The sequence below is a fragment of the Flavobacterium gillisiae genome (genome assembly GCF_900107635.1).
In the GTDB taxonomy this organism is placed as follows: Bacteria; Bacteroidota; Bacteroidia; order Flavobacteriales; family Flavobacteriaceae; genus Flavobacterium; species Flavobacterium gillisiae.
In genome coordinates this window covers 1-21,446 of sequence record NZ_FNRD01000014.1, presented here as the reverse complement: position 1 = coordinate 21,446, position 21,446 = coordinate 1, and the positions used below count along the sequence as shown (strand labels likewise).

Below are 21,446 nucleotides of genomic sequence, written 5' to 3'. Positions count from 1 at the left end.
ACAAGTATAGTATTAAAAAGTCTCTTTTAGGGACTTTTACAATTTATAATAATCTGTAATAAAACATTTTATTGCACTATATCATCTAAAAATTGATTAAATTTATGAAGTAATATTCTGTACTTTTTTTACAAAGATAAGAACATTATATTAGGTGATATTTAAAGAGAAAGGCCTTATCAATAATTGAAAAAATAATACAAAATGGCATTTATAGACTATTACAAAGTATTAGGGGTCGATAAAAAGGCAACTGAAGCTGAGATTAAAAAGGCATATCGTAAAATGGCCAGAAAACACCATCCTGACCTGAATCCAAACGACAAAGAAGCCGAAAGAAAATTCAAGGAACTAAATGAAGCCAATGAAGTATTGAGTAGCCCTGAAAATCGTAAAAAATATGATGCCCATGGTGAAAACTGGCAACATGCGGATCAGTATGAACAATCAAAAAGACAACAGCAGCAATACAATGGACGTGGACAACAAGCCGATTATGGTGGTGGTTTTAGCGGCGGTGCAGATTATTCAGACTTTTTTGAATCCATGTTTGGCGGGCGCTCTGCAAGAGGAAGTGGCGGTGGTCGTACTGCGCAATTTAAGGGGCAGGATTTTAATGCTGAATTGCATCTTGACTTAAAAGATGTTTACACTACCCACAAACGTACGCTAACCATTAACGGCAAAAACATTCGCCTTACTATTCCAGCTGGGGTAGAAAATGGTCAGGTTATAAAGATTACCGGACATGGAGCTGCAGGATCCGGAGGTGGCCCAAAAGGAGATTTATACATCACTTTTACCATAGACAATCACACTGCTTTTAAACGAGATAAAGAGAACCTATACGCAACTGTTGATTTAGACCTATATTCCGCTATTTTAGGAGGAGACATTACCGTCGATACTTTTGATGGGCAGGTAAAATTAAAAATAGCGCCTGGAACACAAAATGGAACCAAAGTAAAACTGAAAGGAAAAGGATTTCCTGTTTATAAAAAGGAAAATCAATTTGGAGATTTTTACATCACCTATGAAATAAAGATTCCAACAAGTCTTTCTGAAAAAGAAAAAGAATTATTCACTGAACTTTCTAAGCTAAAAAACCTATGAACATAGAAAACTTCATTCCCATAAACACATTAGTCACCCATTATAAAGTAGAACTGACTTTCTTTAATAATCTAAGCGAACTTGGATTAGTAGAAATTCAAACAGTAGAACACATACAATATATACATCAGGATTCTATTTATGAAATAGAAAAAATGATTCGAATGCATCAGGAATTAGATGTCAATATAGAAGGCATTGATGTTGTTTTTAATTTACTGCAAAAAATAGATGCATTGCAAAAAGAATTGATTAACGTAAGAAACAGATTACAACTTTATGAAAATTAACCTAATAAGTATATCCTTACTTTTAAGATATAAAATAAAGCATCCCAACAATTTCTTTGTATATTTGTGTAAATACCACTACATCAAAAATGCAATTCAAAAAAAGCTATAGTTTTTTTGAATATTTTTCCATTTTCCAAATTTATCCTATATTTATTAATCAACAAATTGGTTTAATAGTTTTTAAAACTATTACCTACAATTTAATTGCTCTATCTTTTTTAAGAAAAGATAGAGCAATTAAATTGTAAAAGGAGTATGAAACCTAATGAAACGAATAAAAGCGTTTTCATTTTTCATTCCTTGAAAGTAATTAAAATATATGAGTTACCTAAAAAAAGAGTTCTATGAACTGTTAAAAACAGACATTTCCATTTTTGATTTCATTCAAGAATGGGGCTCAGATGGAATATCCTATAGAGATATAGAACAAAAAGAAAAGGAGTGGATTAGTTCAAAATTCTGGTCTACTATTGGCTACGATCCTCAAGAAATGTCTAACAATACCTCATGGCAAAATATAATCCACCCCGAAGATTTAAAAAAAGCCAGTGCTGTTCCCGTTAATGAAGTTGATACAATTTTAAGATTCAATCATAAGATGGGTGGTATCACTTCACTACGATATAGAGCAATGCCTATTAAAGATAATGAAGGAAATACATTCCGTATATTAAGTGGTCATACAAAAATCAGTCATCAAGAGGAAAGTCATGAACAAGTAGCTGTACTAAAAGAAAAAACTGGCTCACGTATTAAGGCCAAAGAATTTCTTGAAAAATGCAATCAAGCTGCCCGTATAGGATATTGGGAGGTTGATTTACTTAATCAAAATCTCTATTGGAGTGACATGACTAAAGAAATTCATGAGGCTCCTCAAAATTATGAACCCGATCTGGATACCGCTATCAACTTTTATAAAGAAGGGGAATATAGAGATTTAATTACAACTTCATTTGGACTTACGGTATCGAAAGGGATTCCTTACGATCATGAACTACAGATAAAGACTTTAAACGGCAATACCCGCTGGGTACGATCAATAGGTCAGGCTGTGTTTTCAGAAGATGTATGCACTCGTATATATGGGACTTTCCAAGATATCACCCTCTTTAAAGAAGCTAACCTGCAACTCACACAAGAAAAAGAAAAACTTTTAAGTGTACTTGAGGGGACAAATGCAGGCACTTGGGAATGGAATATTCAAACAGGAGAAACCTCTTATAATGAACTTTGGGCAAATATTATTGGCTATTCACTTAATGAACTTAAACCTATCAGTATTCAAACTTGGATAGACCTAGTACACCCAGATGACCTAATATTATCTAATGAAAAACTAAAGGATTGTTTTGATAAAAAAACAGAGTACTACCATTCAGAATACCGTATAAAACATAAAAATGGACATTGGATATGGATATTAGATAAAGGTAAAATCATCAGTTGGACTGATGATGATAAACCCTTGATGATGTTTGGGACTCAATATGACATCACAGAACAAAAAAAAATCATTGATAGAAATATTGTTTTTATCGAAGAGACACCAACTGCAATTGCCATGTTTGACACTAAAATGTGTTATCTAGCGTCGTCCGAAAAATGGAAAGTAGATTACAGCTTGGAAGACAAAGTAATAATTGGAACTTCCCATTATGATTTATTTCCTGAAATTGGTGAAGAATGGAAACAAATCCATGAAAAGTGCTTAAAAGGAGTGACCGATAAGCGCGACGAAGATAAATTTGTAAGAAAAGATGGCAGAATCCAATGGCTCGAATGGGAAATAAAACCTTGGTATAATGACAATGGAACTGTAGGAGGAATTATCATGTATACGGCAGACATTACTGCCAGAAAAAAAACGGAAGAACAACTTCGTATCAGCGAAGCGGCCTTTAGGGGAAACTTTGAAAATGCAGCCATTGGAATGGCGCTATTAGATGAAAAAGGAAAATGGCTCAAGGTAAATCATACTTTATGTACTATGTTAGGTTTCTCTGAAGAAGAATTAATGAACCAAACTTTTCAAGATATTACCCATCCTGCTGATTTAGAAGCTGATTTGAAGTTATTAGAGGAACTTGTAAAAGGCAACCGCTCTTTCTATCATATGGAGAAAAGATACATTTGCAAAAACGGTCGTATCATAAATATTATATTAGCAGCCTCACTAGTTAGAAATGAAAACAACGAGCCTTTGTATTTTATTTCTCAAATTATAGACATCACTCCACAAAAAAAAGCAGAACAAGAGCTCGCAGATACCATTTCTAAAATTCAGGGACTAATCGAATCCAGCACTCAGGTATCGATTATAGAGACCGATATAAACGGAATCATTACCACTTTCAACAAAGGGTCAGAAAATCTTCTAGGATATAAAAAAGAAGAAATCCTTTTTCATCAAACACCATTATTGATTCATTTAAAAAAAGAAATAGAGACGAGAGCTAATGAACTTTCTATTGAACATAATGAAACCGTCGAAGGCTTTGACGTCTTTACGCATGCAGCAAATAAAGGCGATTACGACACAAGAGAATGGACCTACGTTAAAAAGGACGGAACGGAACTTCCTGTCCAACTTACCGTTACCGCAGTAAAAACGGATGGAAATATTACTGGCTATTTAGGTATAGCTGTTGACATTAGTTATATCAAAAAAACAGAAAAAGAAATTCAATCTTTACTTCATGTCACGAAAGACCAAAACGAAAGACTCAAGAATTTTGCACATATAGTCTCACATAATTTAAGATCCCATTCTGGTAACATAACTATGATGCTTGATTTATTAGCGTTTGAGCACCCTGAATTATCAGAGAATGAATTTATTCAACTTTTGAATACAGCCTCAAATAATTTAAAAGAAACGATTACCCATCTAAATGAAGTTGTTTTAATGAATAATTCAATAGCTGAAAACCTACAAAATTTACGATTATATGAGTTCATGGAAAATACAATTAGAAACATCTCTACTATTGCAGCAGAAGCAGATGTAACTATATATAATCATATTGACCCAACAATATCTATTCAGGCAATCCCCGCCTATCTCGAAAGTATATTGCTCAATTTCATAACCAATGGTATAAAATATAGAACAGCTGAAAGAGAAAGTTTTGTCAAGGTATATTGTACTATCACTGATGATTATGTAGTAGTGCATATTGAAGACAATGGTATAGGGATCAACATGAAAAAGAATAGAGGAAAGCTTTTTGGGATGTATAAAACCTTCCATACTAATGAAGATGCGCGTGGCATTGGACTGTTTATAACAAAAAACCAAGTAGAAGCCATCGGTGGAAAAATAGAAGTAGAAAGCGAAGAAAATAAAGGCACAACATTTAAAACATACTTTAAATATGAAAAAGATTGATATTGCTTGTATAATTGATGATGACCCCATTTTTGTTTTTGGAACAAAAAAAATAATGCAATTAGCTAATTTTTGTGAAACCTTTATGGTCTTTCGTAATGGAAAAGAAGCCTATGATAAATTGAAGCCGATTATATCGAGTGGTGAAAAATTACCTGATTTAATATTATTGGATTTGAACATGCCTGTCTGGGATGGCTGGCAATTTCTTGACGAGTTTATTAAAATACCAAATGATAGACCAATAACTATATTTATAATAACAAGCTCAGTAGATCCCGCCGATGTAATTAAAGCAAAATCCTATGATGCGGTAAGTAATTATATAGTAAAACCTATAACAATAGCAGAATTAAAAAAAATGATGGAATAAATGACTAAATTAGAGCTGGTTAAATTATAGATCTAAACTATTTTATTTGATTTTTGATAACTTAAGAAGGGTACAATAGAAATCTTGCACGATCAAATCGATTGTTGATTGCCTTTCCTGATAAATGAATTTGGATAATTCGATTAATTCTTTCCTCTATACTATTGGAATAATCATTTAAATATAAATTAGAATGGATACTACTTTCAATACTCTAAAATTAGTCCATCTTGGTATTGACACTCAAAGAGAACATGTTGTTTTCATGCGTAAAGATTGCCACATCTGTACATCTGAAGGATTTGAAGCGCTGAATAGAGTATTGGTAACTGTAAAAGGGAAAGCTAAAATAGCCACTTTATACATCATTACGGATGGCATTTTACAACCTGGAGAAGCGGGATTATCTGAAAGTGCCTGGGGTGACTTAAACGCTAAAGAGGGAGACGAAATTAGTTTCTCACATGTTCAGCCTGTTACTTCAATGAGAAGTATTAGAGCTAAAATGTATGGCAAGCAGCTAAACTATGAGGACTTACAAAACATAATAAACGATATTGTAAAGGGCGAATATTCAAATATTGAAATTGCAGCGTTCATAACTGCTTGCGGCGGTGACAACTTAAATATTGAAGAAATTATAGGACTCACTAAAGCGATGGTAATCTCAGGACAAAGATTGTCTTGGGATAAAAAAATTGTAGTCGACAAGCACTGCGTAGGAGGACTACCCGGAAACAGAACAACGCCTATCGTCGTAGCTATCGTGGCTGCCCTAGGCCTTACCATACCCAAGACTTCGTCTCGTGCCATTACATCCCCAGCAGGCACAGCAGACTGCTTAGAAACCATGACAAAAATAGACCTCAGTATCAAACAAATTCAGAAAGTTGTAGAGCAAGAAAATGGATGCTTCGTATGGGGAGGCTCCATAAAGCTAAGCCCCGCTGATGATATATTAATACGTGTAGAAAGAGCACTTGATGTAGATGGTGAAGGACAAATGATAGCCTCTGTATTATCCAAAAAGGTTGCAGCAGGCTCCACACATGTAGTTATAGATATTCCAATAGGAAAAACTGCAAAAGTAAGAACAGAAGAAGGTGCTGAAAAACTAAAATACTACTTCAATGTCGTAGGCAAAGCAATGGGCATCAAGGTAAATGTTCTTTTTACTGATGGATCACAGCCCATCGGCAGAGGAATTGGTCCCTCACTTGAAGCTATGGATGTCTTGAGTGTTTTGCGAAACGAAAAAGACGCGCCTCAAGATTTAAGAAATAAATCGTTACTTCTTTCGGCGAGCATTATTGACATGGTCAACGGCACAAAAAACAAAAGCGGATTACAACTTGCAAAGGAAATCCTTTCATCAGGTGAAGCATACGAGAAATTCCTTGCTATATGCCAAGCGCAAGGTGGTTTTAGAGAACCTGAATATGCCATCTATAAAGAAGATGTTATAGCAGATAAATCAGGTACTGTTACTGAAATTGACAACAGAAGACTTGCTAAAATTGCAAAACTCGCTGGCGCCCCGCATGATAGCAAAGCAGGAGTATTACTGAAAACGCCTTTGAACACGCAAGTGCAAAAAGGGGATTTATTGTATTCTATATATTCAGAAACAAAAGGCGAGCTGAAATACTCGATCGATTACATGAAATCAGAAGAGGATATCATTTTAATTCAATAACGGTTATGAAAAAAATATATTTTGCTTTACCCGGAAATGAAGATTTAACCGAAATACTTATTCAAAAAGAGAAGGCCGAAAAAGGAATTGTCGAAATTCGTTCTTTTCCTGATGGAGAAACCTACGTTCGAATTGTATCTGATGTGAAAGATAAAAAAGTATTCCTAGTTTGCACACTTCATCTACCAGACTCAAAATTGTTACCACTTTACTTTTTGGCAAAGACCGCAAAAGAATTTGGTGCTAAAAGCATTTGCCTCATTGCACCATATCTTGCTTACATGCGTCAGGACAAAGCCTTCAATACTGGAGAAAGTGTTACTTCAACGTATTTTGCAAATTTCATTTCTGGATTTGTAGATACTTTAATCACGATTGATCCACACCTACATCGAAGAAGTTCTCTATCTGAGATTTACAGCATCCCTACCACAGTGTCACATGCCGCAAGTCATATCTCAGCCTGGATAAAATATACTATCGAAAAACCTATTTTGATTGGTCCCGATGGCGAAAGTGAGCAATGGGTCGCTGAGGTGGCAAAAAATGCCAATGCTCCCTATATAATTCTAAACAAGATTCGTCATGGTGACCGTGATGTAGAAGTATCTATACCAAATGTCGATGAATACAAGGAGCACATTCCTATTTTAGTTGATGATATTATTTCAACAGGACGAACCATGATTGAAACGATTAAACATTTAAAAAATGCAGGAATGAAACCCCCTATTTGTATTGGTGTACACGCAGTATTTGCCAAAAATGCTTATCAGGAAATAAAAAAATCTGGTGCTAAGGAAATTATTACCTGCAACACGATTCCGCATGAAAGCAATAAAATTGATATCAGTGATTTATTGATTCTCTAATTTAACAATTGCAAAAAAATCAGTAGTTCTTAAAACCGCTGAACTACTCCTTTAAATAAAGTGGTCCATCTGATAATTAACTGACGATAACAAATCATTTGGACCATCCACACACTTCAATATTCAAAAATACAGTTCTGCGCTAGTACTAACTTTCTTATTAGTCTTTTATAAGAGTGTATTTACTAAATATTAAATCATCTGTATAAAAGAGTCTTTTTCCTCGATTAACTGACCAATAAATCAGTTTTACAGCATTTAAAACCACTCATAATCAGCAGAATAATCGTATATTTGAGTAGCCTGCTATTATAAAAATTAATTCATGATGCTTATGAATGCCATTTTTAAGATAATCGAATTGATCAAATCTTTCTTACTTGAAATTGGAGAACTTTCCTATTTTGCCGGTCGCTTTTTCAGAGAGTCTTTCAGACGTCCCTTTGAATTTAAAGAGTTTCTTCGTCAATGTTTTTATATGGGGAATCGCTCTTTACTGTTAGTCGCTGTTACCGGATTTATTATAGGTTTGGTATTTACCTTACAGTCCCGCCCTACTCTTCTTGAGTTTGGTGCTGTTTCCTGGATGCCCTCTATGGTAAGTATTTCAATAATTCGAGAAATAGGCCCTATTATTACAGCTTTAATTTGTGCAGGACGTATTGGTTCCGGTATTGGTGCTGAATTAGGGTCCATGCGCGTTACAGAACAAATTGATGCTATGGAAGTATCTGGTACCAATCCATTCAAATACTTAGTGGTCACCAGAATCATGGCTACTACTTTAATGCTTCCCCTACTCGTCTTTTTTGGCGATGCTATCGCTCTTTTTGGATCGTATTTGGTTGAAAATGTAAAAGGGCATGTTTCTTTTTTACTGTACTTCAATCAGGTCTTTAATGCGTTGGAATTTGGAGATCTGATCCCCGCTACAATCAAAAGCTTCTTTTTTGGCTTTGCCATTGGCTTAGTAGGATGCTTTAAAGGGTATTATTGTAAAAAAGGAACGGCAGGTGTTGGTGTTGCCGCTAATTCTGCAGTAGTCTATACCTCAATGCTCCTTTTTATTATCGATTTTATAGCTGTTTTTGTTACTAACATATTTTATGATTTATAACTAATTATGAGTACCAATATTCAAGAGAGAAAAATTATTATAGAAATCAAAGACTTGAAAAAAAGCTATGGAGACAATCATGTCCTAAATGGTTTTAACATGACTTTGCATGAAGGTGAAAACTTGGTTATTATGGGCAAATCAGGCTCGGGCAAATCTGTAATGATTAAATGCCTGATCGGGCTAGAAACGGCTGATAGTGGTTCCATTATGGTTATGGGAGAGCAAATTGGGGAGCTCAGTCGAACAACATTGGATGAAATCCGAACAGAAATTGGCTTTCTTTTTCAGGGAAGTGCATTGTATGATTCGATGACCGTCAGAGAAAATTTAGAATTCCCATTGCGTCGTCACACTAAAAAATTTGGAGTACTAAAAGACACTACACCATTAGTGATGCAAGCACTTGAAAATGTGGGATTAGCACATGCCGTAAACTTAATGCCAGCCGAACTTTCAGGCGGAATGAAACGTAGAATTGCCTTAGCGAGAACACTAATTCTACAACCCAAAATAATTCTTTACGACGAACCCACCACGGGATTAGACCCTATCACAGCCAAAGAAATACTGATATTAATGAAATCAATCCAAGAAAAATACAATACATCATCTATCATCATTACACACGATGTCGATTGTGCTAGGGTGATTTCGAATAGAATGATATTACTGGTCGAAGGTATTAATTATGCCGAAGGAACATTTGATGAATTATCAACTTCAACAGATCCAAAAGTGCAAGCTTTTTTTAAATAAGTATAGACATGGAAAAAACAACATCACAAAAAATAAGATTAGGCCTTTTTGTAATAATTGGGTTACTGATTTTTATATTAGCTACCTATCTCATTGGCGATAAGCAAAAAATGTTTGGAAAAACAAGTCATTTGGAGACTGTTTTCAATAATGTAAATGGTTTGCAAATAGGAAATAATGTACGCTACTCCGGTGTAAATGTAGGAACTGTTCGTGGGATTGAAATGCTCAATGACACTAACATCAAAGTGGACATGATTATTGACAAGACTATCTTTAAACACATAAAAAAAGATGCAGTAGCTACGATTGGTTCGGATGGACTAGTTGGGAGTATGATTATAAATATTCTGCCTGGAAAAGGAACTGACGCGCCCGTTGAACCAGGAGATGAAATTCGCTCTGTAAATCGCGTCAGTACAGATGAATTATTGAACACCCTTAGTAAAACAAATAATAATGCAGCACTACTTACTGAAAACTTACTCACAATCACCGAAGAAATTAATGCTGGAAAAGGAACTGTAGGCCTCTTATTAAATGATGCTGAGCTAGCCAGAGATTTAAAACAAACCATGCATTATTTAAAAATATCAGGACGAGAAACCTCAAATGCCACTAAAAATTTAAACAAACTTCTTGAATCGATGAACAACAAAGACAACGTAATAGGTCTTTTAAAAGATACGGCTGTCGCCAATAGTATAAAGACAATCGTTAACAATCTAGATAATTCAAGTTTAGAAATAAATAGGGTCGTGACTAATCTTAATAAAACTATTCTAAACATTAAAGATGGAAAAGGCGCCTTGAACTACCTTTCTAATGATCCCAATCTTGTAAATAAAATTGACTCAACAATGACTAATGTCAATGAATCCAGTGCTAAACTGAACGAAAATTTAGAAGCTTTAAAACACAATTTTCTCTTTAGAGGTTACTTCAGAAGACTAGAAAAACAAAAACTAAAGGAACAAAAAAAGTAACATTTAAAAGCTACAGATAAAGAAATCACAAAATAGTCCATTATGATTACTGTAGAAAAGTTAGGCGTAATTCTAAGTCCCACTACCTTAGCAATTGAAAACACGGACGTCATATACCCCAGTATTTATAAAGATAGTCTTGAAAATAAACACAAAATATAAACTAAAGTGCTGACTCTACTTTTTTCTAATACTCGCTTAATAATCGAGAAATACAACGAATCATAGCTAGCTTCTCTTTCCTTTATAAAAATTAGAGACTGTTACAATTAAAAATTAGAGCATTTACTTACAGCTTATTAGCTTCTAAAAACAATGCTAAATCGCAAATATTTATTTATATTTAAAAATATATTTATGTTTTGACAACCTAATGTACTATATTTCAGAAAATAGATCTCCATTATTGCTTGTGGAAACCATTAAAAATTAAAAAATATAATTAATTTTCTATGACAGTTATAATTTCACTTTGTCTGCTGCTGCTCATCGCATATTTATTTGACCTTACGGCATCAAGGACAAAAATACCATCAGTTATACTATTATTACTTTTAGGATGGATCGTTAGAGAAGCGACCTACTTTTTTGACATTGACCTACCAGATCTTACCGCTACTTTACCTGTGTTGGGTACAATTGGACTTATTCTGATCGTATTAGAAGGGTCATTGGAACTAGAACTCAATAAATCTAAAATTGGATTAATAAAAAAATCGTCTATAGGAGCTTTCTTGCCTTTGATTGTTTTGGCCTTTTCTCTTGCCTATTTATTACACTATTACGGAGGATATTCTTTTAGATCTAGTCTGATAAATGCGATTCCATTTTGCGTAATCAGTAGCGCCATCGCAATTCCAAGCGTAATAAACCTTTCTTCGAGTCAAAAAGAATTTATCATTTACGAAAGTAGTTTATCTGATATTTTTGGAGTCGTATTCTTCAATTTCATCGCCTACAACTCGAGTTTTGGTTTAGAAACATTTGGATACTTTTGTCTGGAGATACTAATCATAATTGCAATCTCTTTTGTGGCAACTATATTACTATCCTTCCTTTTAAATAAAATTCAACACCACATTAAGTTCGTACCAATCGTTCTGCTTATTATATTGATTTACGAAATATCAAAAATATTCCATTTACCGGCACTTATTTTTATCCTGGTCTTTGGACTGTCAATTGGTAATTTAGATGAGTTAAGACATTATAAATGGACGCAACAGTTTAGACTTGACCTACTGAACAAAGAAGTTCATAAGTTTAAAGAATTGATAATTGAAGCTACCTTTCTGGTTAGAGCATTATTCTTTCTTTTATTTGGGTATTTGATTAAAACCACTGAAATTGTAAATCCAGATACGTTTATCTGGGCTGTTGGAATTGTAGTAATGCTTTTTATATTGCGTTTTATTCAGCTTAAAGTTTCTAAAATGCCTTTATTTCCTTTGCTTTTTGTAGCGCCTAGAGGGCTTATTACAATCTTATTATTCTTAGGTATTGCTCCTGAGCATATGATACTGTTAGTGAACAAGTCATTAATTATTCAAGTAATCTTGATGACGGCAATTATAATGATGCTAGGTTTAATGATAACAGCTAAAAAGAGAAAAACAATTCTAGAAGAAATAAGAAGAGCAAAAGAGGCAGAACTTAATGAAAATTTAGCAGTCTAAAAAAAATCCGCCAATTGGCGGATTTTTTTTACTTAAATACTTTTTAAAGCATTGATTAATATGTCTATATCTTCTTTAGAATTGTAATGACTAAAAGAAATACGCAAGCTTGGCTTTCTTAAATCTTCATCCGAAAGCATTTCAGCTAATACATGTGATGCCCTGATGCTTCCGCTCTGACAAGCACTTCCCCGCGACACCGCAATCCCTTTCATGTCTAAATGAAATAAAATCATGGCTGTTTTGTCGTTAGAAAAAGGCAATAAAACATTTAGCATATTGTAAAAACCGTCTTGACTTCCATTAACGATAAATCCAGGAAAATCGATTTCAAGTTGTTCAATTAAATACTTTTTCAATTCGGAAATCTGAGCTCTTTCATTCTCTAAATTGGCATAGGAAACCTCCATTGCTTTTGCCATTCCTGCAATTTGATGCACTGCCTCTGTTCCTGCTCGCAATCCCTTCTCTTGTTCACCACCATAAAATAATGGTTGCAAGCCTGAATTTTTCCGCACGAATGCAAATCCCACACCTTTAGGACCGTGGAATTTATGAGCACTAGCAACCAAAAAATCAATAGGCAGCTCCTTCAGGTCAATTTCTTTCTTTCCAATGGACTGAACCGTATCAGAGTGCAATAGTGCGTTGTATTGTTTGCATATTGGTGCAACCCTACTTAGGTCTAAAACAGTTCCTATTTCGTTATTAACATGCATCAAACTCACTAAAGTTTTATGATTCTGCGCTAATAATTCCACTAAATTTGTGATATCTATTTCTCCATTTGGCTTGACCGCAACGTAATCTACCTTAATATCAAATTCTTTCTGCAATGCTTGAACCGTATATAAAACGGCATGATGCTCAATTTTGCTGGTAATAATGCGCTTTACTTTCAAATCTTCCACAGCAGAACGAAGGATCCAATTATTGGCTTCCGTCCCACACGAGGTGAAAATAATTTCTTGTGCAGCAGCATTCAACTGCTTTGCAATTGATTTTCTGGAAAGTTCCAAAACACTTTTAGCATTTCGCCCAAAACTGTGGGTTGAAGAAGGATTTCCGAAATCTTCTGCCATTACTTTCGTCATTTCTTGAATAACTTCAGGTCTTATGGCTGTCGTTGACGCGTTATCGAGGTATATTTTTTTCATTACTGCAAAGTTATGAAATATCAATTGTGTATTCTCCAATATCAATTGTCAATTTTTTAGCTATTTTTGTAAAAATATATTTTACAATGAAAAGAGTTCTAAGCCTATTGGTTTTTGCGTTAGCATTAAATGGTTGCGATGATGGTAATTTAATTCAAGAAGACATCAACTTCGAAGACGTAACAACCGAAAGTTGCTCTACAAATGATCTTATTTACAAGCTAAATGATAAAGAGGCCCTGATTCTTGACATCCCTTCTACCTCATTTACAACTGAACCTTCAACTGTGGGTGCCCCAACTATTATTGATATAAGCTCAACAAATAGAGTTGTTTATCGACTTTACAATGGTACAGTTGCAACTGATAACATTTGCGAAACAATTGCGCCTGCAACACCTTACGTAACGGACCAATGGAGCGCAACAGCCGGTGAAATACAAATTTTTACAACGGCAGTAAAAACAGTAAACACAACTCAAAACAGTACCCGAATTACAGGCTACAATCATAACATCGTTTTCAAAAATATTACTTTTGCAAAAACTAACGGAACCCAAGTTTATGAGACATTCCCTTTTGGAGATTACGTAACTACAGCTACGAGTTTACCTTTTCTTTTTGATGAAACAGTAGAAAAATGCGGTACTTCTAATCAAATTTACAACTACACCACTAGTGAGGCACTAATGCTTAATATAGATCCTAGTCTAATTATCAACGAAGCAACACCATTAAATGCACCACGAACAGGGGTTATTGGAACGACTACAAACATCTTTACTTACCGCTTATTTTCGGGGTTACTAACGGCAGCATATTTCTGTAATACAACAACCCCAACTACTCCTACCTTGAGTCAAGAATGGAATGGTGTCGCAGGTGTTACAGGAACGAGTGGCATCATCGAAGTAACCACGACAACGAATGGACCTGGGAATTATAAACATACTATAGTCATTAAAAAAGCAACTTTAAAGAAAGGAAATAACAGTTTTTTACTAGGTGATAGTTTCACTTACGGCGTGCTATTAACCTCCAATTAATCGACCCATTTTACCCTGAAAAAACAACAAAAAAAAGTCCCGTTTGTAATTTACAAACGGGACTTTTTTTTTAAACTGGCTGCACTTTATTTACTGTTTTGTTTAATAAATACTTCAGTGGCACCTTGACCATATTTTTGATAATTGCCTTCCTGAAAAGCAATATTATCATAACGTCCCAATAAAAAATCCAGCTCTGCTTTTAGCACACCTTCACCAACACCATGAATAAAAACAATTTTCGGAATACGGTTGCGAATAGCAAATTCGATATGACGTTTAGCTGTTTCAGATTGCAAAGTAAGAATATCATAATTTGACATCCCTTGTTTGTTTGGCACCAATTTCTCTATGTGTAAATCGAATTCTGGGGCTGATCTTTCGTGCTTATCTTTGCGTTCTTTTACAAAACTCCTCGGTTTTGGGATCTCTTTTTCTTTTGCTATTTCATCTCTATTAATCCTTCTAATGGAATCCATTAAATTACTGGAATCGTTCATATTAAGCAATTCGTTGACAAAAAAAGTCATCATGAATCCGTCCTCTGTTTCTATTGTAACCTCTTTATCTTTCACCGACACGACTACACCATTTATGGCTTCGTCCAGCACTGAAACATTGTCTCCTTTATTAAACATCTTTTTCTTCTTTATCTTGATTATCTTGATTTTTACTCGGCGTTTTAGCGCTCAACTGCATCATGCCAAACATAAAAACGGCAATTGCAATTACGGTTATATACACATTTTTTTCGGCACTTACCTGCTCAAAGAAAGCAACAAGTATTGCCACAATCATCATTGGAATTATTAATTTTTTCATTTCTTTAGCTATCAGATTCCAAATGTAATAAATTTAAAATTAGCTCTCTTTTTTATTAAATGGTTTGCTGAAATTTTGTAAATTGTAAAAAAAATCAAACCATTGGATTTAGAAAAATATATGATTCCTTGTCTAAGTAAAACACTCTTTGGAGTGGAGTGTTTGGGCTGCGGTTTTCAGCGTTCATTCCTATTACTTTTAAAAGGGAATTTCACCGCTTCTTTCCAAATGTATCCTGCCCTATTTACCTCGCTCTTATTCCTAACCCTTCTTAGTTTTCATTTTATTTATAAGGGAATTATTTCTCAAAAATTAATTCTAGTTGTCGCTTTTATTAATGTTCTTTTTATGATTGCCGGTTACTTCTACAAACATTTTTAAGGAACTTCGATTAACAACAATTCAGCTCATTTATTTGTTGATCCTACTCAAGATATCATTCATCATTTCGATTTGTATCTTTTGAATTTCTATTAATTCCTCTTGTTGATGTCTCACTAAATGATCTAGTTTTTCATGAAGCATTCTAATTTCAAGTTCTGATTTTAGATTAATCATATAATCCCTTCTCGCTCTGTCCCGATCTTTTTCTTCCTGGCGGTTTTGACTCATCATAATAACCGGAGCTTGCAAAGCCGCAAGACAGGATAAAATTAAATTCAATAAAATAAAAGGATAAGGATCAAATCCTTTATTGTACAAGATATAAATATTTGATAAAATCCAAAGTACAATAAAGACTCCAAAAAGAATTATAAACTTCCAACTCCCTCCAAAATCTGCGACTTTATCAGCGATAATCTGTCCAAAATTTCGAGGTTCTGCTTTTTCTTCAATTGTACTTACCAAAGAGTCATACTCTTTTAGTTCATCATTAATTTTACTTTCAATATTCGAAAGCGCCCCTATTTCATTGGATAAATAGCTTGAGATGTATTTTTCCTTATATAAATTTAGTTCTGTAACGGATAAAGATTCCTCTTTCGAAAAATTAGGAAAATCGTTTTGCATCAATGCTAAAATTGGATTTCGAATTATTTTTCCGGATATCTTATCTTTCAAAGGGAATTCCTTATTTGAGAGATCACTTTTAAAAGTAGGTATACTAGCCATCTATGTTGTTTTTACTAGGCTAATTTACGGATTAAAAAATCTCCTTTTTTAAAATAATGTAGCCTAGGCCAATTAAAGTTAAAATCAGCAATCTTCAACTGAGACTATCACCGTTCTTAGAGTTTAATTCAAAATAGTTCAATATATTTGTTTCGTCTTATTTTTTTTAGACCAAAAACAAAATTATGAATAACAGACAGCTCCGTTTTTACTTCAAGATATCAATTTCTTTAGGGAATTGCTGCTGTTGTTTCTAATTACTACCTGCTTTAAGCCGTTTCTACTAACCATTCAATCCCATAATCATGACAAAAGATCTGATTATTAAAAATATAATCTCTTTAAAGGGACATTCCTCAATTAATTACGGAATCAAAACAAAAATAGAAGATTTTACTGAAAAATTATTCTATACTTTATTTGATGCCAATGCTCCTTTGAGCGAAAGCATTGATGAGCTTAAAATTCTTTTCAAAGAAATTTCTGTAATCGCCTGCAAAAAACCAAAAGGAATCTGTGATTCTATTTGGGATCAGTATCTGGAAAAATTGCCTTCGGTTCTTGAAAAACTAAATCAAGATGCTAATTACTTTTTGGAAAATGATCCTGCCTCCAATAGCATCGAGGAAGTATACCTTGGCTACCCTGGATTTTATGCTATCGCGATTTATAGACTGAGCCACGAACTTTATGTTTTAGACCTCCTTCTATTTTCAAGATTAATGAGCGAATATGCCCATAGAATTACGGGAACGGACATCCATGCAGGAGCCAAAATAGATTCACCTATTTTCATTGATCATGCGACGGGTATCGTAATTGGCGAAACAACAGTCATTGAAAAATATGTTAAAATATACCAAGGAGTGACCTTAGGGGCGCTTAGCGTGAGCAAAGACATGAAAAATGCAAAAAGACATCCTACGGTGGAGCAAAACGTATGCATTTATGCTAACGCTACCATTTTAGGAGGAAATACCGTAATCGGAAAAAACAGTATCATTGGTGGAAATTCATGGATTACCAAATCTATTCCTGAAAATTCACTTGTGACCAACACCACAACTACAGAAGTAAAAATAAAAGAACTAAGATAGCATGGATCCTAAAAAATTATTAGACCTTATTGGGAATACCCCTTTGGTAGAAACAGTCAATTTAGTTAAAAACAAGAATGTAAAACTATTGTTAAAACTAGAAGGAAATAATCCAGGCGGTAGTGTAAAAGACCGCGCTGCCTACAATATGATTGTATCCGCTTTAGAAAGAGGAGACATCAAAAAAGGAGATAAATTAATTGAAGCCACTAGTGGAAACACTGGAATTGCATTGGCGATGATTGCCCAATTATTAAATATAGAAATCGAACTCGTTTTACCTGAAGATTCAACCAAAGAACGCACCCAAACCATGCGTGCTTATGGTGCAACGGTAATCCTGACTTCTGCCAAGGAAGGAATATTAGGTTCTAGAGATTATGCCGACAAAAAAGTGGCTGAAGGCGGTTATATCATGTTGAACCAGTTTGCCAATGAAGACAACTGGAAAGCCCACTATAAAACGACAGGTCCAGAAATATGGAATGACACTCGTGGTACTGTAACCCATTTTGTTTCTGCTATGGGGACAACAGGTACTATTATGGGAACGTCAACCTACTTGAAAGAACAAAATTCGGATGTACAAATTGTTGGCGCGCAACCGAGTGATGGATCTCAAATTCCAGGTATTCGAAAATGGCCTCAGGAATATTTGCCTAAAATATTTGATGCCTCAAAAGTAGACCGCATCATGGAAGTAAGCGAAACTGAAGCACGAGCAATGACCAAGCGTCTCGCACTTGAAGAAGGTGTCTTTGCAGGAATGAGCAGCGGTGGTTCTGTGGCAGCGGCCTTGAAAATAGCCGAAGAATTAGAATCTGGTGTAATCGTAGCTATAATCTGTGACCGAGGAGATCGTTATTTGTCTTCTGATTTATTTGATTAAACCCTGTTTTTTATGATCGAAATTATACGAACAACCCCAGACAATCCTGAATTCATTCAATTAATTGCCTTACTGGATAAAGACATTCAACATCGAGATGGAGACGAACATGTTTTTTATGCACAGTTCAATAAAACTGATACTATTAAAAATGCCATTGTTATCTACCACGAAAAGATCGCAGTAGGCTGCGGTGCTTTTAAATTTTACAAAGAAGATGTTGCCGAAATAAAAAGAATGTATGTAGATCCAAAAATACGAGGAAAAGGAATTGCTTCGCAAATCTTAACCGAATTAGAATCTTGGGCAAGAGAAGAAAACTACAAAAGTTGCATTTTAGAAACGGGACAAAAATATCCCGAAGCCGTTGCGTTATATAAAAAAAACGGCTTTGTTATAATCGAAAATTATGGACAATATGAAAATAATGAAGATAGTATTTGTTTTCAAAAAACACTTTAAAATAAGAAAGTCTCTATTAATTTAATAGAGACTTTCTTATTTATCATTTAAACTGCTTTTTTATAACAATGTGGCAGTTGTAGAAATAGCAGCGTTCAGCAATTTAGAAATTGGGCAATTTTTCTCCGCTTTTGTAACTTGTTGCTGAAAAGTATCATCAGAAATCCCTTTTATTTTAGCATTTACCGTTAAATGAGAACTAATAACGGTTCCATCCACTAGATCAATATCGCATTTAGTCTCAATACTTTCAATTTCGAAACCCTCTTCGGTAATATAAGCCGAAAGTTGCATCGTAAAACAACCGGAATGGGCTGCAGCGACTAATTCCTCAGGATTTGTACCTACACCTTCTTCAAAACGAGATTTGAAAGAATATTGAGTATTTTCTAATGTTTTACTTTGTGTCGTAAGCTTTCCAGCACCTTCCTTAAGAGAGCCGTTCCATACTGCGGTTGCATTTCTTTTCATAAGTATATGTTTTATAGTTTACTCAAATTTAACTTTTTTAAAATGCGTGGCTTTCTAACTAGCCTTATTTTAACTAAATTTTAAAAGTTGTTTGGAAACAAACTTATCTTCAATCAAAAAACCAACCCGAATGTTGGGCTGGTTTTACTTTAATAGTACTTAAAAGAATACTATTTTTTAATAAGGTTGATCGCTTTTTGGTTTTCGCCCTGTTTGATCAACACTAGGTATTCGCCAGATGGAAGTTCTTCTCCAAATTGGATCCCTTGTCCATTGTTTTTTTCAATCCTTTTTAGCTGTCTAGCAAGCATGTCATAAACGATTACTTCTACTTTTTCATCACTACCTCCTTTTACATCAACTGTAAACTGATGATTAGAAGGATTCGGATATGCTATGACATTGAAAGGTATTTCTATTTCGGCTAGTTTTTGTTTACCAATAACAACTGGTTTTACCATTGTTCTTGGTTTACAATCGGATGTGCAAGAACCTACAAAGTCTCCATGGTCTAAATGTGACTGCAATGCAGATTCATCAACGCATATCTCTTGACATGGGTTTTTTAAACTTCCCGTTTTGTGACAAATTTTCACTTTTGCTTTACCACTATTTCCAGCAAAACAGCGTACATCCTCTGCCCAAATTTTAATACTAGAAGTTACAGTACAACCATAGCGGTCAATAACCGTAGCGGTAATGATTGCATCTGCCATCAACTTAATCGTAATTGAATGAGAACCTCCATTCGGTACAGTCACTGAAGAGAGCGGTGCGCAAGTTGCACTACTCACAGATGCTCCTGTCACCATCAATGTTTCACTTCCTCCATTTACATTGCAATTCAAAGGACGATTCATCGTATATACAATTGTATAAGAACCAGTACCTCCGGAAGGTGTTGTGGTGATAGTTCTTGATTGATCTCCAGATAAACCAAAGTACATAGGTAGTGGATTGTTAGATGACATTGGAAGCAAGGCCAATGTACTTGCTACATTTACAGTAAAACTACAAGATGCACTGTTACCTGATGGATCAGATGCGATTGCATTCACAGTAGTTATTCCAGAATTAAACACTACATTTTCTAATGTTGAATAGAAATTAGCTGTAGATGTCGTAGCGCCACTTAATGTATACTTTATCGTGGTTCCACTACAATTATCAGTTGCAGTAGCATTCATTGCAGTACCCATTTGCTTGTACGTACATAATCCATTGTTAGGCTGTAGTGATTGGTTTGATTTGCAGGTGATCGTTGGTAATTGTGTATCGTTTACCGTTACGGTGAAGCTGCAGGTTGCTGTGTTGCCACTTGTATCTGTTACTACAAACGAATTGGTTGTTACTCCTATCGGGAACACTGTTCCACTAGCCAGACCTGCTGTTTGAGCAACAGTTTGTCCTGCGCAGTTGTCAGCAGATGTTACAATATAAGTTACTGTTGCACCGCAAACATTATTGTCATTGCTCACGATGATCGGAGCATTGCAGGTGATTGTTGGTAACTGTGTATCGTTTACTGTTACGTCGAAGCTGCAGGTTGCTGTGTTGCCACTTGTATCTGTTACTACAAACGAATTGGTTGTTACTCCTATCGGGAACACTGTTCCACTAGCCAGACCTGCTGTTTGAGCAACAGTTTGTCCTGCGCAGTTGTCAGCAGATGTTACAATATAAGTTACTGTTGCACCGCAAACATTATTGTCATTGCTCACGATGATCGGAGCATTGCAGGTGATTGTTGGTAACTGTGTATCGTTTACTGTTACGTCGAAGCTGCAGGTTGCTGTGTTGCCACTTGCATCTGTTACAACAAACGTATTGGTTGTTACTCCTATCGGGAATACTGATCCACTGGCAAGACCTGCTGTCTGTGCAACAGTTTGACCTGCGCAGTTGTCAGCAGATGATACGGTATAAGTTACAGCAGCACCACATACATTATTGTCATTGCTCACGGTGATCGGTGCATTGCAGGTGATCGTTGGTAACTGTGTATCGTTTACCGTTACGTCGAAGCTGCAGGTTGCTGTGTTGCCACTTGCATCTGTTACAACAAACGTATTGGTTGTTACTCCTATCGGGAACACTGATCCACTGGCAAGACCTG

21 protein-coding genes are annotated in these 21,446 nt (G+C 35.0%); 15 read left to right on the top strand and 6 right to left on the bottom strand.

Annotation, left to right across the window (positions count from 1 at the left end; genetic code table 11):
- Window positions 1-204: 204 nt before the first annotated feature.
- The 10 genes from BLV35_RS16530 (at window position 205) to BLV35_RS16485 (ending at window position 12,273) form a co-directional block, all read left to right on the top strand.
- Window positions 205-1,113: a DnaJ C-terminal domain-containing protein gene (locus BLV35_RS16530; protein WP_091092815.1), complete on the top strand. Its 909-nt coding sequence runs from the start codon at window positions 205-207 to the stop codon at window positions 1,111-1,113.
- Window positions 1,110-1,403 (top strand): chaperone modulator CbpM, encoded by a 294-nt coding sequence (locus tag BLV35_RS16525; RefSeq protein ID WP_091092813.1) that lies wholly within the window; start codon window positions 1,110-1,112, stop codon window positions 1,401-1,403. The genes BLV35_RS16530 and BLV35_RS16525 overlap by 4 nt, the downstream gene beginning before the upstream one ends.
- Window positions 1,404-1,725: 322 nt before the next feature.
- Complete coding sequence (locus tag BLV35_RS16520; RefSeq protein ID WP_091092810.1) at window positions 1,726-4,794, top strand: PAS domain S-box protein; 3,069 nt, start codon at window positions 1,726-1,728, stop codon at window positions 4,792-4,794.
- A complete protein-coding gene (locus BLV35_RS16515) occupies window positions 4,781-5,167 on the top strand; it encodes a response regulator (protein WP_091092808.1) in 387 nt (128 codons plus the stop codon). The genes BLV35_RS16520 and BLV35_RS16515 overlap by 14 nt, the downstream gene beginning before the upstream one ends.
- Window positions 5,168-5,360: 193 nt before the next feature.
- Window positions 5,361-6,863, top strand: coding sequence for a thymidine phosphorylase family protein (locus BLV35_RS16510; RefSeq protein ID WP_091092805.1), 1,503 nt, complete (start codon window positions 5,361-5,363; stop codon window positions 6,861-6,863).
- A gap of 5 nt (window positions 6,864-6,868) precedes the next feature.
- Complete coding sequence (locus BLV35_RS16505) at window positions 6,869-7,735, top strand: ribose-phosphate pyrophosphokinase (protein WP_091092803.1); 867 nt, start codon at window positions 6,869-6,871, stop codon at window positions 7,733-7,735.
- 325 nt (window positions 7,736-8,060) lie between these two features.
- Window positions 8,061-8,852 carry an MlaE family ABC transporter permease gene (locus BLV35_RS16500; RefSeq protein ID WP_091092801.1) on the top strand — a complete coding sequence of 264 codons (792 nt, stop codon included), beginning with the start codon at window positions 8,061-8,063 and terminating at the stop codon, window positions 8,850-8,852.
- Window positions 8,853-8,858: 6 nt separating this feature from the next.
- Window positions 8,859-9,611, top strand: a complete 753-nt coding sequence (locus BLV35_RS16495) for an ABC transporter ATP-binding protein (RefSeq protein WP_091092800.1) — start codon at window positions 8,859-8,861, stop codon at window positions 9,609-9,611.
- Between the two features lie 8 nt (window positions 9,612-9,619).
- Window positions 9,620-10,597, top strand: coding sequence for an MlaD family protein (locus BLV35_RS16490; protein ID WP_091092798.1), 978 nt, complete (start codon window positions 9,620-9,622; stop codon window positions 10,595-10,597).
- A gap of 452 nt (window positions 10,598-11,049) precedes the next feature.
- Window positions 11,050-12,273 carry a cation:proton antiporter gene (locus BLV35_RS16485; RefSeq protein ID WP_091092796.1) on the top strand — a complete coding sequence of 408 codons (1,224 nt, stop codon included), beginning with the start codon at window positions 11,050-11,052 and terminating at the stop codon, window positions 12,271-12,273.
- Window positions 12,274-12,305: 32 nt separating this feature from the next.
- Here the strand turns inward: BLV35_RS16485 and BLV35_RS16480 are convergent, their stop codons facing one another.
- On the bottom strand, window positions 12,306-13,430 hold the full coding sequence (locus BLV35_RS16480) for a cysteine desulfurase family protein (RefSeq protein WP_091092794.1): 1,125 nt from the start codon (window positions 13,428-13,430) through the stop codon (window positions 12,306-12,308).
- Window positions 13,431-13,516: 86 nt separating this feature from the next.
- Between BLV35_RS16480 and BLV35_RS16475 the strand changes: the two genes are divergently transcribed.
- On the top strand, window positions 13,517-14,476 hold the full coding sequence (locus tag BLV35_RS16475; RefSeq protein ID WP_091092792.1) for a hypothetical protein: 960 nt from the start codon (window positions 13,517-13,519) through the stop codon (window positions 14,474-14,476).
- Between the two features lie 86 nt (window positions 14,477-14,562).
- Here the strand turns inward: BLV35_RS16475 and BLV35_RS16470 are convergent, their stop codons facing one another.
- The gene (locus BLV35_RS16470; RefSeq protein ID WP_091092789.1) at window positions 14,563-15,114 is read right to left on the bottom strand and encodes a Smr/MutS family protein; all 552 of its coding nucleotides are present in this window, start codon (window positions 15,112-15,114) and stop codon (window positions 14,563-14,565) included.
- Complete coding sequence (locus BLV35_RS16465) at window positions 15,107-15,298, bottom strand: hypothetical protein (RefSeq protein ID WP_091092786.1); 192 nt, start codon at window positions 15,296-15,298, stop codon at window positions 15,107-15,109. The genes BLV35_RS16470 and BLV35_RS16465 overlap by 8 nt, the downstream gene beginning before the upstream one ends.
- Before the next feature lie 120 nt (window positions 15,299-15,418).
- Between BLV35_RS16465 and BLV35_RS16460 the strand changes: the two genes are divergently transcribed.
- Window positions 15,419-15,679, top strand: a complete 261-nt coding sequence (locus BLV35_RS16460; protein WP_091093055.1) for a DUF2752 domain-containing protein — start codon at window positions 15,419-15,421, stop codon at window positions 15,677-15,679.
- Between the two features lie 30 nt (window positions 15,680-15,709).
- On the opposite strand, the gene BLV35_RS16455 is transcribed toward BLV35_RS16460, so the two are convergent.
- Window positions 15,710-16,411: a DUF1003 domain-containing protein gene (locus tag BLV35_RS16455; protein ID WP_091092783.1), complete on the bottom strand. Its 702-nt coding sequence runs from the start codon at window positions 16,409-16,411 to the stop codon at window positions 15,710-15,712.
- A gap of 305 nt (window positions 16,412-16,716) precedes the next feature.
- Here BLV35_RS16455 and BLV35_RS16450 point away from each other — a divergent pair, with 305 nt between their 5' ends.
- Genes BLV35_RS16450 through BLV35_RS16440 form a run of 3 tightly spaced genes read left to right on the top strand, consistent with a single transcriptional unit; the run spans window position 16,717 to window position 18,859 of the window.
- Entirely contained in the window at window positions 16,717-17,508 is a 792-nt protein-coding gene (locus BLV35_RS16450) for a serine O-acetyltransferase (RefSeq protein WP_091092780.1), read from the top strand.
- Window position 17,509: 1 nt separating this feature from the next.
- Window positions 17,510-18,397 carry a cysteine synthase CysM gene (gene cysM / locus BLV35_RS16445; RefSeq protein ID WP_091092777.1) on the top strand — a complete coding sequence of 296 codons (888 nt, stop codon included), beginning with the start codon at window positions 17,510-17,512 and terminating at the stop codon, window positions 18,395-18,397.
- A gap of 12 nt (window positions 18,398-18,409) precedes the next feature.
- Window positions 18,410-18,859 carry a GNAT family N-acetyltransferase gene (locus tag BLV35_RS16440; RefSeq protein ID WP_091092775.1) on the top strand — a complete coding sequence of 150 codons (450 nt, stop codon included), beginning with the start codon at window positions 18,410-18,412 and terminating at the stop codon, window positions 18,857-18,859.
- 60 nt (window positions 18,860-18,919) lie between these two features.
- On the opposite strand, the gene BLV35_RS16435 is transcribed toward BLV35_RS16440, so the two are convergent.
- Together BLV35_RS16435 and BLV35_RS16430 are read right to left on the bottom strand one after the other, a co-directional pair.
- The gene (locus BLV35_RS16435) at window positions 18,920-19,330 is read right to left on the bottom strand and encodes an OsmC family protein (protein WP_091092773.1); all 411 of its coding nucleotides are present in this window, start codon (window positions 19,328-19,330) and stop codon (window positions 18,920-18,922) included.
- 170 nt (window positions 19,331-19,500) lie between these two features.
- A partial coding sequence (locus BLV35_RS16430; protein ID WP_143031875.1) for an HYR domain-containing protein occupies window positions 19,501-21,446 on the bottom strand: 1,946 nt, incomplete at its 5' end.

Coding starts and splice junctions, on each gene's coding strand:
- BLV35_RS16530 (WP_091092815.1), top strand. CDS start 205: ATGGCATTTATAGACTATTACAAAGTATTAGGGGTCGATAAAAAGGCA.
- BLV35_RS16525 (WP_091092813.1), top strand. CDS start 1,110: ATGAACATAGAAAACTTCATTCCCATAAACACATTAGTCACCCATTAT.
- BLV35_RS16520 (WP_091092810.1), top strand. CDS start 1,726: ATGAGTTACCTAAAAAAAGAGTTCTATGAACTGTTAAAAACAGACATT.
- BLV35_RS16515 (WP_091092808.1), top strand. CDS start 4,781: ATGAAAAAGATTGATATTGCTTGTATAATTGATGATGACCCCATTTTT.
- BLV35_RS16510 (WP_091092805.1), top strand. CDS start 5,361: ATGGATACTACTTTCAATACTCTAAAATTAGTCCATCTTGGTATTGAC.
- BLV35_RS16505 (WP_091092803.1), top strand. CDS start 6,869: ATGAAAAAAATATATTTTGCTTTACCCGGAAATGAAGATTTAACCGAA.
- BLV35_RS16500 (WP_091092801.1), top strand. CDS start 8,061: ATGATGCTTATGAATGCCATTTTTAAGATAATCGAATTGATCAAATCT.
- BLV35_RS16495 (WP_091092800.1), top strand. CDS start 8,859: ATGAGTACCAATATTCAAGAGAGAAAAATTATTATAGAAATCAAAGAC.
- BLV35_RS16490 (WP_091092798.1), top strand. CDS start 9,620: ATGGAAAAAACAACATCACAAAAAATAAGATTAGGCCTTTTTGTAATA.
- BLV35_RS16485 (WP_091092796.1), top strand. CDS start 11,050: ATGACAGTTATAATTTCACTTTGTCTGCTGCTGCTCATCGCATATTTA.
- BLV35_RS16480 (WP_091092794.1), bottom strand. CDS start 13,430: ATGAAAAAAATATACCTCGATAACGCGTCAACGACAGCCATAAGACCT.
- BLV35_RS16475 (WP_091092792.1), top strand. CDS start 13,517: ATGAAAAGAGTTCTAAGCCTATTGGTTTTTGCGTTAGCATTAAATGGT.
- BLV35_RS16470 (WP_091092789.1), bottom strand. CDS start 15,114: ATGTTTAATAAAGGAGACAATGTTTCAGTGCTGGACGAAGCCATAAAT.
- BLV35_RS16465 (WP_091092786.1), bottom strand. CDS start 15,298: ATGAAAAAATTAATAATTCCAATGATGATTGTGGCAATACTTGTTGCT.
- BLV35_RS16460 (WP_091093055.1), top strand. CDS start 15,419: ATGATTCCTTGTCTAAGTAAAACACTCTTTGGAGTGGAGTGTTTGGGC.
- BLV35_RS16455 (WP_091092783.1), bottom strand. CDS start 16,411: ATGGCTAGTATACCTACTTTTAAAAGTGATCTCTCAAATAAGGAATTC.
- BLV35_RS16450 (WP_091092780.1), top strand. CDS start 16,717: ATGACAAAAGATCTGATTATTAAAAATATAATCTCTTTAAAGGGACAT.
- cysM (WP_091092777.1), top strand. CDS start 17,510: ATGGATCCTAAAAAATTATTAGACCTTATTGGGAATACCCCTTTGGTA.
- BLV35_RS16440 (WP_091092775.1), top strand. CDS start 18,410: ATGATCGAAATTATACGAACAACCCCAGACAATCCTGAATTCATTCAA.
- BLV35_RS16435 (WP_091092773.1), bottom strand. CDS start 19,330: ATGAAAAGAAATGCAACCGCAGTATGGAACGGCTCTCTTAAGGAAGGT.